The following is a 16,119-nucleotide window of genomic DNA, read 5'->3' on the forward strand; positions in this document are numbered from 1 at the left end:
CGCGGCCTCGAACACCAGGCCGCGCTGCGCCAGCTGGCCAACCGCCTTGTCGGCATCCTCCACGGCTGCATCAAGACGCGAACGGTCTACGACGAAGCCGCCGCGTGGTCCCCACACACCGAGAAAGCGACCGCCGCTTGACACCCAAGCCCCTGGGATGTCTTTTTTCGCCCGCACGTGCGAGGCGTCGGCGATGACCCGGTCGAAATCGATCAACCCGGCGCTGTTGGCGTGGGCGAGCATCGCCTGGTGCATCGCCTCGAACACCCCGGACGCTTGCCAGTCCCGCACTCGCCGCCAACAGGTCATGCCGGACCCGAATCCGAGTTCCTGGGGCAGGTCCTCCCACCCGATGCCGGTGAACAGCACGAACAAGATCCCCTGGAACACCAGCCGGTCGTCCATCCGCGCCGGCCCCGGCGTACCCGGCGCCCGGACCGGCAGTAGCGGTTCGATCACTGCCCACAACTCGTCATCCACGACCCACGGTGCCGCCACGACGAAACATACTGCACTGCAACAGGAGTCAACGCCACCCGGGCGAACCTGTTAGGAGCTCTAAGGGGACTCGAACCCCTGACCCCCACTGAGTAGTTCAGGCATCCAACAATCACCGCCGGGCCTGTCTACAGACGATAGTCGGCTTCGATTATCAACCGACCGCGCGAAAACCGCAGGCCGTCCCCATTCCCGTCTTTGGTGTGCCCCGCCCAGGGCGCAATCCCGTTGTGGCCGATCTCCCTACTTCGGCATCACGATCCCTCAGACGGAATACGCACCCACTATGACCAGGCGTTTTCCAGTTGCCCATGTTTTGTGTGTCCTGTCGAGGGCACAGCGTTTGCGCAGGTCACAGGCTTGATTTTCGGATAGCTACCGCTCCGGCACTCGCCCAGGTACGCACAGAGTACGCAGAAGCGAAACCAGCCCGCGCGGAATCCACCCGGGTCGCCACTTCGTCGAGATCGTCATCGAACAGATCCGAGTACACATCGAGCGTCGTACTCGGCTTGTCGTGACCAAGCATCCGCTATGCGCCCTGCGACACCGCCACCACGCTCCGTCGTAGACCGAGTCGCCCATCGGCGACCGCCTGCAGATAGCGCCGTATCGCCGGTATGATCCGGCCGTACCGGCAACCGTAGACGAGCGGAGGGTGTGGAATGACGGAACGAAAGCCGTTGGGTGCCACCTTCGAGTCATGGGTCGACAAACAAATTCGCGAGGCGACCGAGCGCGGCGAATTCGACAATCTGCCCGGTGCCGGTAAGCCGCTGCCGGGAGCGGGCGAGCCCCTCGACGAGCAGTGGTGGTTGAAGGCGTATCTGCACCGGGAAGGCGGCACCGCCGACGGTATGCTGCCACCGTCGCTGGTGCTGCGGCGAGACCTCGAGCGACTGCCGGAGACCGTCCGGACGTTGCGTTTCGAGCAGGAGGTTCGCGACACGGTAGCTGAACTCAACGACCGGGTCACCCGCTGGCTGCGCATGCCGACCGGACCGTACGTCCAGGTCTCCCCGGTCGATGTCGACCAGATCGTCGAGGAATGGCGCGGTCAGCGGCGGCGCGATCAAGCGACCGGCGGCGAGGCAGGCGAGTCGGCGCCCCCGGCGAAAAGGTCGTGGTGGCGCCGAGGCACCCGGTAGTCACTGCACGGCCGGCCCAATAGGTCGGATCGAATTCTCGTATCTGCCAGGGCATTACGGAACCATCGTGCATCAATTAGCATGCAGCGATGTCCGAAAACTCCGTCTGGAGCGAACCAACCGAGCATCAATCCAGACCCATCCGGCTGTTGTGGTGGCTCATCATCTGCCAGCGCGCTCGCGTTGCGGCCGGGGCGACATTGGGCACATTGTGGATGGTCGGCCTCGCGATACCGCCCTATCTGCTTTCGAAAGCGATCGATAATGGCCTCCGCGCAAGTAACACGGCGGCGCTGGCCGGTTGGACACTCGCGATACTCCTGATCGGAGTCGCGAATGCGGGGGTGGCCATCGCCCGCCATCGCACGATGACAAGAATCCGCATGGATGCCTCGTTCCGTATCGCCCGCACCACCGCGAGTCACACCGCCCGCCTCGGCCCCACGCTGGCGCGCAGAACTACGGCGGGTGAAGTCACGGCGATCGGCATGGGCGACGTTCAAGCGATCGCGCAGTCGCTGACGATCACCGGCCCCGGTTTCGGCGCGGTGGTCGCCTACATGGCCGTGGCGGTGCTTCTCTTCTCCATCTCGCCGTTGCTCGCCCTGGTGATCCTCACCGGCGTACCGCTGCTCACCTTCGCGATCGGCCCCTTGCTCGGCAAACTCCATCGGATCGGCGCGGACTACCGGGAACTGCAGGGCGGATTGACCGCACGGCTCGTCGACATCCTCACCGGTCTGCGCGTTCTCAACGGTCTCGGCGGCAAGCAAACCTACGTCGACCGCTATCGGCGCAACTCACAGACCTTGCGCAACAAGGGTTATCAGGTCGGTGCGGTGACAAGCTGGATGGGTGCGCTCGGCACCGGTCTGCCCGCGCTGTTCCTCGCCGCCGTCACCTGGCTGGCCGCACGGATGGCCGCCGAGGGCACGATCACCATCGGCAACCTCGTCGCCGTGTACGGCTACGTCGCGATGCTGGTCGTCCCAGTGTCGTTCTTCATCGAAGGCGCCACCGATCTGACCCGCGCCGTGGTCGCGGCTCGCAGGGTGATCCGTTTTCTCGCCGTTCGACCCGACCAGTCCGATGCACCGACCGCGGTCGACGCCCCGGACACGCCGGAAATCCTGCGGGACCCCGAGTCCGGCGTCGAGGTGAGGCCGGGCACCCTGACCGCGATCGCGGGCAAGCGACATTCCGACGCGGTCGGCATCGTCGACCGGCTCGGCCGATTCGCGGAGTCGGCGGCCACCTGGGGGGAACGCAGATTGGACAGCATCGTGCTGGCACAGGTCCGCGAGCGAATCATGGTCGCGGACAACGACGCCGCGCTGTTCACCGGAACGGTCCGTGACATCATCGCCGGCCGGCGCGAACCGGACGACGAGAAGATCACCGAGGCCATCCACGCCGCCGCGGCGACCGATGTGGTGGACGCGCTGCCGGACGGGCTGGACTCGGTGATCACCGCACAGGGTCGCAACCTCTCCGGTGGCCAGCGGCAACGCCTTCGGCTCGCCCGCGCGTTGTACGCCGAACCGCAGATCCTGCTGGCAGTGGAACCCACCTCGGCGGTCGACAGCCACACCGAGGCGGTGATCGCCGCGAGACTGCGCCGGGCCCGCGCCGACCTGACGACCGTGGTCACGACCACGTCCCCGCTCGTGCTGGAGCAGGCCGATGTCGTCGACTACCTCGTTGACGGCCGGGTGGTCGCGGTAGGCACCCATCACGAACTGCTCGCCGCCGAGGCGGGCTATCGAGCCCTGGTCTCCCGCGGCGCCGACGAGAAGGCCCTCCGGTGACCCACACCATTCCCGCGACCACGAGGACTGCGTTGACCACTACCATGCCCGTCGCGGACAAGGTGCACGTGCGCCGCGCCGCTTGGCACGAGATTCGTACGGACCGAGCGGCTTTCGCCGCGATGCTGGTGCTCAACGCACTCGCCGCCGCAGCCGGGCTCGCGGCGCCGCGCCTGCTCGGCGCGATCGTGGACACGGTCAAGGAATCGACCGGGCCCGGCGCAGTATCCAGGATCGACGAGCTCGCGCTGGCGATCGTCGTGTGCACGATCGTGCAGATGGTCCTGACCAGGTACGCGCTGTATGTCGGCGCCCGGTTCGGCGAACGCGCCGCGGCCCGGCTGCGCGAGCGATTCCTCAAGCGCACGCTCGCGCTACCCGCCGCCACGGTCGAACACGTGCCGACCGGTGATCTCGTCACGCGGGGCACCACCGATGTCGGCAGCGTCGCCCACGCGCTTCGCAACGCCGCGCCCGAGGTGTTCGTGGCGGCGGTGCAGGCCGTGCTCATCATCGCGGCGGTCCTCGTGCTGAATCCGTTGCTCGGCGTGTGCGCGTTGCTCGGCATGATCGGAATCGTCACGGCGCTGCGCTGGTATCTGCGCCGCGCCCGCGCCGACTACCTCACCGAGGGTGCGGCGACGGCGGCGCTGGCCGAGATCCTCGCGACAACGGCGCACGGCGCCCGCACCATCGAGGCGCTCGGGCTGCAGCAGCGCCGCCGTCAGCACACCGATGCCGCGATCGTGCACGCGCGGCAGACGCGGCTGCGGACCCTGTGGCTGCGGACCGTGCTGCTGCCGGCGGTGGACATCTCCCATGTGGTGGCGTTGGTCGGCGTGCTGTTGATCGGTGGGGCGCTGGAGCATGCCGACGTGGTGAGTCTCGGCACGGTGATCGCGGCCGCGCTGTATCTGCGCCAATTGACCAACCCGCTCGACGCGATTCTGCTCTGGATCGAACAGCTCCAGCAGAGCGGCGCGTCCTACGCCCGGCTCGAAGGGATGGCGCAGGCCCCGAGCGACAAGCCGCGCGTGACCGCCGAGCCCGCGGACGACCGGATCGAGGTGCGCGACTGCCATTTTGCCTACGTCGGTGACCGCGACGTCCTGCACGGCATCACCCTCGACATCGCCGCAGGCGAGAAGCTCGCGCTCGTCGGGCCGTCGGGCGCGGGCAAGACCACGCTCGGCAGGCTGCTCGCCGGACTGGAGGAACCGCGTTCGGGGACCGTCACGGTCGGTGGCGTGTCGATCGCCACACTGGCCCCAGAGCTGTTGCGCCGCCGGGTCGTTCTCGTCACTCAGGAACATCATGTATTCCAGGACACGCTGCGGGGCAATCTGCACATCGCGGACCCGGCCGCGACCGACGAGCGGATGCGCGACGCACTCGCTACGGTCGACGCGAGTTGGGCACTCGAACTGACCGACGGGCTCGACACCGAGCTGGGCGGCGCGGGGCACACCCTGAACGGCGCGCAGGCCCAGCAGCTCGCCTTGGCCCGCGTGGCGCTGGCCGATCCGCACACGCTGATCCTCGACGAGGCGACCGCACTGCTCGACCCCGCGGCCGCACGCGATACCGAGCGCGCGCTCGCCGCCGTGCTCGCGGGGCGCACGGTCATCGCCATCGCCCATCGCCTGCACACCGCACACGATGCCGATCGAATCGCGGTCATGACCGACGGCTCCATAACCGAGCTCGGCAGCCACGACGAACTCGTCTCGCACAAGGGCATTTACGCGTCATTGTGGCACTCGTGGCACGGCGAATGAGTTGAAATAATCCGCTTATGCGGATGAAAATTCTCGGAAATGGCTTGGCTACTTCGGATCTCGGGCTGGGTTGCATGCTGGCCCGTACGTCGGGCGCGGTCGCACGACGCCGCTCGAGGAGCACTATTACCCGGGCGCTGGATCTCGGAATTGCGATGCTCGACACCGCCGATGTCTACGGAAAGAAAACGGGGAAAAACGAAGAACTGCTTGCCGGCGTTATCGCGCGGCGCCGGGACCAGGTCGTGCTGTCGACAAAATTCGGCCTGCGCCTGGACGATGCGGGCATGGTGCGGGTCGACAACTCCGCCGAGTGGGCGACCCGTGCCTGCACCGACTCGCTACGTCGGCTCCGCACCGACTACATCGATATCTATTACCTCCATCGTCACGACCCAGCGGTACCGATCGAGGACACCATCACCGTCCTGGCCGACCTGGTGCGACGCGGATATGTCCGGCACATAGGGCTTTCGGCCGTCAGCGCCGCGACACTTCGTGCGGCACACGCGGTTCATCCGATCACCGCCGTACAAGAGAGTTATTCGCTGGTGAATCGCGCCATCGAAGACGAATTGCTCGGCACCTGCCGCGAATTGGGCGTCGGCGTGGTTGCGTATCACCCGTTGAGTCGCGGAGTGCTGGCGAGCGGCCTCGAGACCGCGGGCCGCTCCGTCGCCGCCACGATTCGTGCGGTCGCCGACGCCGTGCCGTGCACCCCCGCCCAGCTGTCGATCGCGTGGCTGATGAGCCGCGGCCCCGATATTGTGCCGCTGCCCGGCACTACCGACCGACACCATCTCGAGGAGAACGTCGGGGCGATCGAGGTGACGCTTTCCGAGGAATGCCTCGCCCGGCTCGACGCCCTCGACGCTCGCACCTCTGTCGCGGAGTCGCACGATGCGTAGTCCTCGCGAAGTCCGCCGTGGACCACTGACTTTCGATCAGTACTACCGATGGGATGGGCTGTACTGGTCGAGAGCCGCGAATCAGCGTCCGGCACAACGCACCCGCTGGCAGCTCGATTCGCCGGTCCCACTGGCCATCGCCGAAAAAGCGCTGGCCGCCCTTGTCGAGCGCCACGAGATCCTGCGCACCACGTTCGGTATCGGCGATGACGATCTGCCCTGTCAGACCGTTTACGACCGTGTCGACCTCGGCCGTCACGTCATCGTGCTGGACCGTGGCTCGTCGCCGCAGGACATGATCTTGGTCGACGATGCGCTGTGGGTGGTCTACCTCGAATGCGAGCACGACGTGGTTACTCATGTGAACCTCGTCTACGACCACATCATCACCGACGGGTTCGGCAGGTCCAACTTCACGGCACAGTTCGAGGCATTGTGTCGCGGCGAGGATCCCGCCCGGCCGACAAACCATCCACTCGACCAACTCACCCAGCAACGCCGGCTGGCTCGGCTCATCGACCCGCGGAGCGGTGCGGGCACGGCCTGGGGTGAACGGTTCCCGCAAACATGCGTCCCGCCTCGTCGCCTGTCCGCACAGGAACGCGGGCAGACGGTGCTGACGGTCGGCTACGACGGGCTGATCGAGACCGCCGACGACATATGTCAGCGATTCGGCACCAGCATGCCGAGCCTGTTCCAGACACTGATCGGCCTGTTCATGTCACACCTCAGCGGCCTGTCCTGGGTGCGCTTCGGCACTATCCTGAACGGACGTCTCGAGCAGGACCACACCATCGATTGCCGCATCCGGCAGGTAAGAACCATCTTTATTGTGCGACCGGACGAGCCTTTTCACGCCGCGGTCGAGGCATTCGAGGCCGCCAAACTGACGAACGTTCTCCGCGATTTCCGGCATGACCCCGTGCCGGACGAGGTGAAGCTGATCGAAATTCAGCGGCAGGGTATCCGCCCCAATATGCCCGTCTATTTCAACTACCTCGAACTGCCCGACGAGGACCCCGCTGCCGAGCTCACGTCCAGGGCCGAGGCAGCAGCCGACCCCTGGGTTGTCGTCTGGTCATTGTTCGAGGGGCCGACCACCTTGGAGGTCGAACTCAGAGCCGGGCTCGGGCAGTTGTCCGCGGTCACCGCCGAGGCGGCGCTGACTATGTTCCCGTCGCTGCTCGAATTCGTCCGTACCCATCCGTCCGCGCGCGTGGGCGATATTCAGGCACTGCTCAGGAGCATTCCGGTGACGCGCGAGTCGACCGAGCTCGTTGCCGACCGATGGGTCGACCGGTCCCGACTGGCCGCCTCGATCAACGCCGTTCCCGGCGTATGCCGGTGCACAATTTCGGTCGAGGGCGCGGCGGTGGTCTGTTCGCTGTGCACAGAACCCGAGACACGGTTCTTCGATATCCACGAGAACCTCACCGGCCTATTGGACGCCGAGCCGTGGCTGGTGGCGCCTGACGAATATCAGGCGCAGCCATGCGAGAACCATCAGATGGATCAGAACTCCTGGTCGCCGGGCGACGGCGTTGCCTTGCTGCCGAGCACCGAGCCGGAAACTGTTCTCGCGGACGCCATTTCAGTTGTCAACAAGGTCGCGGTGAAGGATATGTCCGCTACATATGTGACGGTGGGCGGCGCGCTCGCGCTCGCCCCGGCCGTCGCGGAGCGAATCCGCGACGCAGGATACTCGGGGATCGAGCGCGAGCACTTCTGGGCGAGCTTCACCTTGCGCGCCGTCGCACGCTGCCTGATCCGCACTCAGAACTGAGCGCAGACACCGCGAGTTCGCGTCATCGGTCCTCACCTCCCCCGCCCACGTATTCGAAGGTGGTCACGTACACCGTGTCTTTGCTGCAGGAAACGGCGAGCACAAGATCGCCGGGGACCGCGGCACCGGATCGGACAAGGTCACGCAGGTTGAGTGGGACGTCGGCGCTGAAGCAGTGACCGACCTCCCTGAGCAGCCCGGCGTGCTGGGCCGCCGCCGGCGCCGAGACGGCCATCCCCAGCAGCTGGCGCGTCGTCTCGTCGAAGTTCGGGGTGATTACATGCCGAACCGACACCAGCGCGTCGCCTGTTGACCGCCGCGCTGCCGACCGCGTCGCGGTCAGCAGCGTTCTCGCATGGGCCAGCATGCTGTCCGAGCCCAGCCAGGTCTCGGCGGCCTGACCGATCAGACGAAACGGAGCGTGCCCGTGGCTGCCGGTAACGAGGCAGGAGACGGCGCCGTCGCCGACGACGCTGTTGCCGAGTGGCTGATAGCGAGTTCCGGCCGAAACCTTGTCCGTCACCACGAGCAGTACCGCCGCCGCGGTGCCCGCGGCGATCAGCCCGTGCGAGACATCGAGCCCTGCCGCGAAATTCGCGCAGGCGGACCCGGTCACCAGCAACGTCCGGGTCGTATCGAGACCCGCCGCGGCACGAAAACCTCTGACCCAGGCGACCGGATCGCGCCCCGCGAGGGACTCGGTGCACACCACCACCGCCTGGAACCGCCCAACCGCATCGGGCACCACTGCAGCGGCGAGTTCGTCCGCCTGTCGGTCCGAGACTCGAACAGCATCTGCGCTTCGACTTGCCAACTCGCCATCAGCGCCACGGAGCACCTCCTCGTCCAGGTCGCAGGCCGACACCCGAACTCCCAGCTCTGTGCCACGAACAGCGACGAAAACCTCCGGTCGGCCCATTTCAACCTCTCGATCGGCGCATCTTGTCTGTGTCCCGCCAGCGGGACACAGACAACACACGGCGGCAATTCTCGACAATCACACAACCAGGTTCGACTTCGCGTCTGGGTTGCAGAATGCCAGGCCAGTCCATAATCATGAACTCAAATCGAGGCACGCAAAAGCGAAGTGCACGTAGGAAGGTGGGGGTGGTGGCGCTTTGATTTCCAATTCCCTCTGGACACAGACATTAGAATTAGACTATATGCGCGAAGACGGGCGAGCGAGTCACTGCTCCCATACGTTAGTCACCGAATTCATCCGGGATAATTACTCGACGGTCGAATTCGATATGCTCGATTGCGGGGTGATGTCCGGCGTCACCTACGAGACACTGAAGAGCGACGATTTGTCGCCCCGCTACACGGGGATCGATATCTGCGGTCCCGTCCTCGACGACTGCCGCGATCGACACCCCACGGCCCCGTGGCTGCAGATGAATGTTCTCGACATGGCATTCCGCTCGGACACGTTCGACTACGTGAACTGCCGACATCTGCTGGAAATGCTGCCCTACTACGAGACCGCGGTGCGCGCGAGCGAACTCTTCCGGGGGGCTCGGCGTCATGTGGCGATCTGTATGTTTCAGGTGCCGAGGGCGCCGGAGAAGCTGCTCCGGCGAGAGACCCCTGCTGGCTACATCTGGCTCAACAATTACGCACCCGAGCGGTTCGAAAGTCTCCTCGACCTGCTCTCCGAGTCGGTAGAGGTCGTCGACGCCGCCGAGGGATACCGCACCGAGCGCGTCTACTTCTGCACCAAGCGGCACCCGTGATGACACCAAGCGACATCGACCGGGAAGCATTCGCACACATGGCGTTCCATCAGCTGTTCGAATGGTGGGCCGCACGATGCCCCGACGCGATAGCCGTACGCGCGGAAAACGCCGCGACGACCTACCGCGAGCTGAACCACCGGGCCAACCAACTGGCGCAGGTGTTGCGCGACCGCGGCGTCGGCTCCGAGGTTACGGTGGGTCTTTGCCTGCCACGCGATGTCCGCATGATCGTCGCGGTGCTCGGGGTGCTGAAGGCGGGCGGCGCGTACGTTCCGGTGGATCCGCACGACGCCGAGGCGCGACGCAACGACATCCTCGACGACGCGGAAACCCGCATCGTTCTCACCTCGGAGTCCTCCGCGAACCGTGCCGCCATCCGGCTGGACGCCGACTGGTCCGTCCTCGAAGGGTGGCCGGCAGCGAACCCGACCGCCGTCCAGACGGTCCTGGCGCAGGCCGCGTACGTGCTGTACACCTCCGGATCGACCGGCACACCGAAGGGCGTAGTGGTCGAGCACCGCCAACTGATGGCTTACACCCGCGCGGTGCTGGAACGCTTCGAGATCACCGAGCCGCTCAGGTTTGCCATGCTGCAGCCACTTTCGGTCGACTCCAGTGTCACCTCGTTCGTTCCGCCCCTGTGCACCGGCGGCGAGGTACATCTGCTCTCCCGGGACGTAGCGCTGGACGCCGGGCAATTGGCCCACTGGATACAGGAGCACGGCGTCGACTGCCTGAAGATCGCCCCCTCACACCTGCGCGCACTCCAGGTCTCGGAGCACTTCGCCGGGATCCTGCCGCGCCGACTGCTGATCGTCGGCGGCGAGCCTGTGGATTGGCAATGGCTGCGCTCGCTGCAACGCATGGCGCCGGAATGCCGGGTCGTCAACCACTACGGCCCCACCGAGACCACTGTGGGGACGCTCACCCTGGCCGTCGCCGATCACCCGGACGCCGACTGGCATCGCGCCCCCATCGGAGTTCCATTGCCGGGCACGCGCGTCCAGGTGGCGGACGAGCGCGGAGAGCCGGTGCCCGACGGTGCGGTCGGTGAACTGCTGATCAGTGGTGCCAATGTCGCCCGTGGCTATCTACGCAGACCCGGCTTGACCGCGGCCACCTTCGTCACCGGAGCGGACGGCGTCCGCCGGTACCGCACCGGCGACTATGTGAGCCGCCTGCCGGACGGCACGATCACCTTCGTCGGTCGGCGAGACGACCAGGTCAAGGTTCGCGGATTCCGGGTGGAACTCGGAGAGATCGACGCCACGCTCAACCAAGACCCTTCCGTGCACAACGCGATAACCGTTGTGCGAGAAGATACTTCGGGCGATCGCCGGATCGTCGCCTATGTCGAGCCCGATGATATCGACCTCGCACGACTCGACCGAGAAGTCCGCGCGAAGCTACCGGCGCATATGGTCCCGCAGTACATCGTGGCGCTGCCGCGGCTGCCGCTGTCCGGTCACGGCAAGGTCGATCGGACCGCGCTGCCCGCGCCGCAGCCTCCCGACGTCGCACCGGCACGGCCTGCCAGCGATCTCGATCGGCTGGTGATCGAGGCGTGGCGCGACGTTCTGTGCACCGAAGTGATCGGCATGGACCAGAACTTCTTCGATATCGGCGGGCATTCGTTGCGGTTGACCGAACTGCAGCACCGGCTTCGGATCGCGACCGGTCGCGAGGTCGAGCTGCTGGATCTGTTCCACAACCCGACGGTGCGAGCGCAGGCCCGCTTCCTCGCGGGCCACGTGCCCGCAGCTGCCAGGGCAGAGCGGCGCGCCCGCAGGCAGCCCGCACGGGCGAAACGAGGCCGACATGAATGAGCAAGAACACCATTCCGACGACCACGGCACGAGCTTCGACATCGCCGTCATCGGCCTGGCGGGCCGATTTCCCGGAGCCGCAACCGTCGCCGAATACTGGGCGGCCATCCGGGAGGGCGCGCATTCGATCAGCCATTTCGACGCGGGCGAACTCGCCAACCGCGGTGTGGCGATCGACGATCCGGATTTCGTCGCCGCGGGCTACGTCCTGGATGACAGCGACATGTTCGACGCGGGCTTCTTTGGTTACTCCCCGCGAGAGGCGGAACTCACCGACCCCCAGCACCGCGTTATCCTCGAATGCGCCTGGGAGGCCATGGAAGACGCCGGACACGTCGCAGACACATACGACGGATTGATCGGCGTCTACGTCGGCGCCGGCCACAACACCTACCTGCTGCACTCCATCGCGACCCAACCGGATGCGGCAGAACTCCTGCGTGACAAGCAGGTTGTGCTCGGCAACAGATCGGACTTCCTCGCCAGCCGGATCTCCTACAAGCTCGGCCTGACCGGACCGAGCATCAACATTCAGTCCGCGTGTTCCACCTCGCTCGTCGCCGTCGCCGAAGCCTGCCAATCCCTGCTCGCTTACCAGTGCGATATGGCCCTCGCCGGCGGGGTGTCCATTGATGCGGGCAGGCGCGACGGCTACGTCTATCGCCCCGACGGGATTTTCTCGCCGGACGGCTACTGCCGCACATTTGACGCACGTGCGCAAGGCACAGTCGGCGGCGACGGCGCCGGGATCGTCGTGCTCAAACGGCTCGCGGATGCGATCGCCGACCGGGACACCATCTACGCCGTCATCAAGGGCGCCGCAGTGAACAACGATGGCGCGCAGCGCGCCGGATTCACCGCACCGAACGCCACCACGCAGGCCGAAGTCATCGCCGCAGCGCTGGTCGAGGCGAACGCCGCACCGGAAAGCATCCGCTACGTCGAGGTACACGGTTCGGCGACCGCGCTGGGTGACCTGATCGAGTTCTCCGCGCTGCGCTCGGCTTTCCCCGATGTGCCCACGGGCTGGTGTGCGGTCGGCTCGGTGAAAACCAACATCGGGCACCTCGACTCCGCCGCGGGCATCGCCGGTTTGATCAAGACGGTGCTCGCGGTGCGCGACGGCGTGCTCCCGCCGAGCCTGCACTTCGAGGAGTCCGACCCGCGACTGGGTATGAACGACAGCCCGTTCTATGTCAACACCGCACTGCGTCCGTGGCCCGCGCACGACGGTCCGCGCCGCGCCGGTGTGAGCTCGTTCGGCCTGGGCGGCACGAACGCCCACCTCATCGTCGAACAGGCGCCGAAAGAACCCGCCCGGTCCGGCGCAGACATCGAGTCGCCCCGGCTACTGATGCTCTCCGCTCGCACCGCCGAGGAATTGGAGACCACGACAGAGCGGCTGCTCGACCACCTGCGCAGCCACGATGCGATATCCATCGACGATGTCGCGTTCACCCTTCGACACGGCCGCAGGGCTTTTCCGTTTCGCAGGGTGCTGGTCTGCGCGGACGTCGAAGAAGCCATCAGCGCGCTTACGGCCCGCGACGACGGGAGGCTGCTCGACGGCGAGGCCCCCGACGCGGCACACCGTCCGATAGCGTTCGCATTCACTGGATTCGGGTCGCAGTACCCGGGCATGGCGAGGTCACTCTACGCCACCGAAGCCGCGTTCACCGATGCGTTCGACCGGTGCGCGGACCTGCTCGAACCCATACTCGGACAGGATATTCGGCCACCGATGCGCGACACACGCCGCAATGACTCCGACTTTCGGCGCATGCTGCTACAGGTCGAGCCCAGCGATCACCCACTCGACCGGCCGGAGTTGGGCTACGCCGTGGTGTTCGCGCTGGAGTACGCGCTGGTCGAACTGTGGGCGTCCTGGGGCATGCGCCCGGAAGCGATGATCGGGCACAGCCTCGGCGAGTATGTCGCCGCGTGCGTCGCCGGTGTGTTCTCCTTGCCGGATGCTCTGCGTCTCGTGGTCGAGCGGGCACGGCTGATCGAAGCGCAGGGCGAGGGCGCCATGCTGGCGGTCCCGCTCAGCACCGACGATATCGCTCGCTACCTCGACGGCGAGGTAGCGCTTGCCGCGGTCAACAGCCCACGCAGCTGTGTGGTGTCCGGAACGGTCGCCGGGATCGCCCGGGTGGAGCACGCGCTGGGCGAGGGCGGAATCCAATCCCGCCGATTGAACACTCGGTTCGCCTTCCACTCCACGATGATGGACGCGGTCGTCGAGCGCTACGCCGAACTGGTCCGCTCCGTGCGACCGGACCGCCCGGCCATTCCCTTCATCTCGAACCTGACCGGCACCTGGATCACCGACGACGAGGCGACCAGCCCGGACTATTGGGCCCGCCATCTGCGCCACACCGTGCGCTTCGCCGACGGTATCGCCACGCTGTGGTCCGTGCCGGACGTCGCGGTCGTGGAGGTCGGGCCGAGTCCGACTCTCACCCCGGACATCCTGCAGCACCAGGCCGCGCGCGGAATCACCAACCGCCTCGTCGTCCCGTCGTTGCCCGGCCCCTACGACGAACGCGGTGACAGGGCCACGCTCCTCGGCGCGGCCGGGAGGCTATGGCTCGCTGGCGGGCCGGCGCCTGCTCCCGCGGACGACGCGGGTCGGCGGACGACCCTGCCGACCTATCCGTTCCAACGACGTACCTATCGGTTGGGACCTGCGCAGCGGCGGGCGTCGGCGGCCCAGCCGGACCGGCACACTGACATGCGGAAGTGGTTCTCCGCACCGTCGTGGCGCCGATTGTCCCCGACGCCGACCATGCTCGAAGGACAGACCGGTCGATCATGGTTGATCTTCGCCGATGAGACCGGCATCGGAGGGCAGCTGGCGGATCGGCTCCGCCTGCTCGGCGCCACGGTGCGCACCGTCGGGCCGGTCGGCAGCCCGGCATCGCACGACTACCTGGTGGATCCGGCCGAGCCGGACGAGTTCGGCAAGCTTGCTGAATCACTACGGACGGCAGGGATTTTCCCGGATCGGGTCGTGCATTGCTGGGCGGTCGGCGCGGACGCCGGGGGCGAGCCCGACGAGGTCGAGTCATTGCTGGACCGCACGTTCGGCAGCCTGGTGCAGTGGGCCAAGGCCACCGGAAAGGAATTGATGACCACCCCGCAGCGATGGGACGTCGTCTCCACCGGTGCCCACACGGTTGCCGGCGACGAACCGCTGTCGCCGCACCGGGCGACTATGCACGGTATCTGCCGGGTGCTCGGCCAGGAATACCCGTCGCTCACCTGCGTGCATGTCGACCTGGACAGTGCGCACCACGTCGACCGGCTGCTGGAACTGCTCGTCCACGAGCTCGACGAGCGAACCGTCGCCCTGCGCGGACGGCACACCTGGGTCCCGACGCACACAGCCTGCACGCCGGTCGAGCGACCAGATCCTGCCGTCCGTCCGAACGGTGTGTATCTGATCATCGGCGGGCTGGGACGGATCGGACTGCTCATGGCCGACGTGCTCGCCGAAGCGGCACCGGTGCGTCTGGTGCTAACCAGCCGTACCGGGCTCCCGCCACGGGCGACATGGGACGACCCGAGCCACCCGGTCGCCGTCGCGGCGGCGATCGAGGCGGTACGCGCACTCGAGGAGCGGGGCAGCGAAGTCATGGTGGCCGCAACGGATGTCACCGACCGGCGAGCCATGGACAGCCTCGTCGAACAGGTCGAGCGGCGGTACGGCGTGATCAACGGCGTTGTGCAGTGCGCCGGCACGACGGGTGCCGCCGCGCACCGCACGATCCAGGACCTCGGCACCGAAGAGCTCTCCTGGCATTTCGGCCCGAAGGTGCACGGCACGGTGGTCTTACATGAGGTCCTCGCTGGTCGCCGGCTGGACTTCGCGATACTGTGCTCGTCGGTCGCGTCGATTCTCGGCGGGCTCGGCTTCGCCGCCTACGCCGCCGCCAACGCCTTCCTCGACGCGTTCGCACAGCAAAACCATGACGCCGACCAACCATGGTGCGCGGTCAACTGGGATGCCTGGGCCTTCTCCGCCGACGAGCGCGCCATGATCGGCAGTGCCGTCCGCGAGTTCGCGCTGACTCCCGAGGAGGGCAGACAGGTCTTCCGACTGCTCCTGAAGTCCCTGCCGCAACCTCAAATCGCGGTCTCCACCGGCGATCTCGCCCGCAGGCAGGCGTCGTGGACCACACCGATCCGCGATGTGGCGGTACCGCGGGCCAAGCACGAGCGACCGAACCTGCGCAACCCTTTCGTGGCTCCGCGCAGCGATGCCGAACAGCGGGTCGCCGACATCTGGGCCGAATTACTCGGCCTGACCAGCGTCGGGGTGTACGACAACTTCTTCGAACTCGGTGGCAGCTCGCTGCTCGGATTGCAGGTCGTGCACCAGTTGCGCCGGGAACTCGCGGTGGCCGTGCCGCTGACCATCGTCTACGAGGGACCTACCGTGCGCACCCTGGGCGGACTCATCGACGAACTCAGGGCGGCGTCGTGAGCACCGGGCCGGTCGGTGCGGGCGTGGCGATCATCGGGATGGCCGGGCGATTCCCCGGCGCCCGCAGCACCACCGAATACTGGCACAACCTCTACCACGGCATCGAATCCATCACCCCACTCACCGACCACCAACTCCACACCGC

The 16,119-nt window shown here is 66.6% G+C and carries 10 protein-coding genes and 2 pseudogenes; 10 read left to right on the plus strand and 2 right to left on the minus strand.

Features of this window, described 5'->3' with window-relative positions; all coding sequences use genetic code 11:
* Nucleotides 1–141 (plus strand): annotated as a pseudogene (locus AB0L97_RS37255) (IS110 family transposase); the annotation flags it as partial.
* 96 nt (nucleotides 142–237) lie between these two features.
* On the opposite strand, the pseudogene AB0L97_RS37260 reads toward AB0L97_RS37255, so the two are convergent.
* Nucleotides 238–480: pseudogene (locus AB0L97_RS37260) on the minus strand (transposase); the annotation flags it as partial.
* Nucleotides 481–1,163: 683 nt separating this feature from the next.
* Between AB0L97_RS37260 and AB0L97_RS37265 the strand changes: the two are divergent.
* The 5 genes from AB0L97_RS37265 (at nucleotide 1,164) to AB0L97_RS37285 (ending at nucleotide 7,923) form a co-directional block, all read left to right on the plus strand.
* Nucleotides 1,164–1,646 carry a DUF1992 domain-containing protein gene (locus tag AB0L97_RS37265; protein WP_364439424.1) on the plus strand — a complete coding sequence of 161 codons (483 nt, stop codon included), beginning with the start codon at nucleotides 1,164–1,166 and terminating at the stop codon, nucleotides 1,644–1,646.
* Between the two features lie 89 nt (nucleotides 1,647–1,735).
* Complete coding sequence (locus tag AB0L97_RS37270) at nucleotides 1,736–3,454, plus strand: ABC transporter ATP-binding protein (protein WP_364439427.1); 1,719 nt, start codon at nucleotides 1,736–1,738, stop codon at nucleotides 3,452–3,454.
* A gap of 32 nt (nucleotides 3,455–3,486) precedes the next feature.
* Complete coding sequence (locus AB0L97_RS37275; protein WP_364439430.1) at nucleotides 3,487–5,232, plus strand: ABC transporter ATP-binding protein; 1,746 nt, start codon at nucleotides 3,487–3,489, stop codon at nucleotides 5,230–5,232.
* Nucleotides 5,233–5,255: 23 nt separating this feature from the next.
* Complete coding sequence (locus AB0L97_RS37280) at nucleotides 5,256–6,140, plus strand: aldo/keto reductase (RefSeq protein WP_364439448.1); 885 nt, start codon at nucleotides 5,256–5,258, stop codon at nucleotides 6,138–6,140.
* Nucleotides 6,133–7,923, plus strand: coding sequence for a condensation domain-containing protein (locus AB0L97_RS37285; protein ID WP_364439433.1), 1,791 nt, complete (start codon nucleotides 6,133–6,135; stop codon nucleotides 7,921–7,923). Before AB0L97_RS37280 ends, AB0L97_RS37285 begins: the two co-directional genes overlap by 8 nt.
* 22 nt (nucleotides 7,924–7,945) lie before the next feature.
* Here the strand turns inward: AB0L97_RS37285 and AB0L97_RS37290 are convergent, their stop codons facing one another.
* Nucleotides 7,946–8,668, minus strand: a complete 723-nt coding sequence (locus tag AB0L97_RS37290; RefSeq protein WP_364439436.1) for a hypothetical protein — start codon at nucleotides 8,666–8,668, stop codon at nucleotides 7,946–7,948.
* A 418-nt stretch (nucleotides 8,669–9,086) separates the two neighbouring features.
* On the opposite strand from AB0L97_RS37290, the gene AB0L97_RS37295 reads away from it, so the two are divergent.
* The 4 genes from AB0L97_RS37295 to AB0L97_RS37310 form a co-directional block, all read left to right on the plus strand.
* Nucleotides 9,087–9,656 carry a methyltransferase domain-containing protein gene (locus AB0L97_RS37295; RefSeq protein WP_364439439.1) on the plus strand — a complete coding sequence of 190 codons (570 nt, stop codon included), beginning with the start codon at nucleotides 9,087–9,089 and terminating at the stop codon, nucleotides 9,654–9,656.
* Between the two features lie 38 nt (nucleotides 9,657–9,694).
* Nucleotides 9,695–11,485 (plus strand): non-ribosomal peptide synthetase, encoded by a 1,791-nt coding sequence (locus tag AB0L97_RS37300; RefSeq protein WP_364439442.1) that lies wholly within the window; start codon nucleotides 9,695–9,697, stop codon nucleotides 11,483–11,485.
* Nucleotides 11,478–15,974 (plus strand): SDR family NAD(P)-dependent oxidoreductase, encoded by a 4,497-nt coding sequence (locus tag AB0L97_RS37305; RefSeq protein ID WP_364439445.1) that lies wholly within the window; start codon nucleotides 11,478–11,480, stop codon nucleotides 15,972–15,974. Before AB0L97_RS37300 ends, AB0L97_RS37305 begins: the two co-directional genes overlap by 8 nt.
* A 23-nt stretch (nucleotides 15,975–15,997) precedes the next feature.
* A partial coding sequence (locus tag AB0L97_RS37310) for a beta-ketoacyl synthase N-terminal-like domain-containing protein (protein ID WP_364439451.1) occupies nucleotides 15,998–16,119 on the plus strand: 122 nt, incomplete at its 3' end.

The organism is Nocardia sp. NPDC051911, from assembly GCF_040681035.1.
GTDB classification, from domain to species: Bacteria; Actinomycetota; Actinomycetes; order Mycobacteriales; family Mycobacteriaceae; genus Nocardia; species Nocardia sichangensis.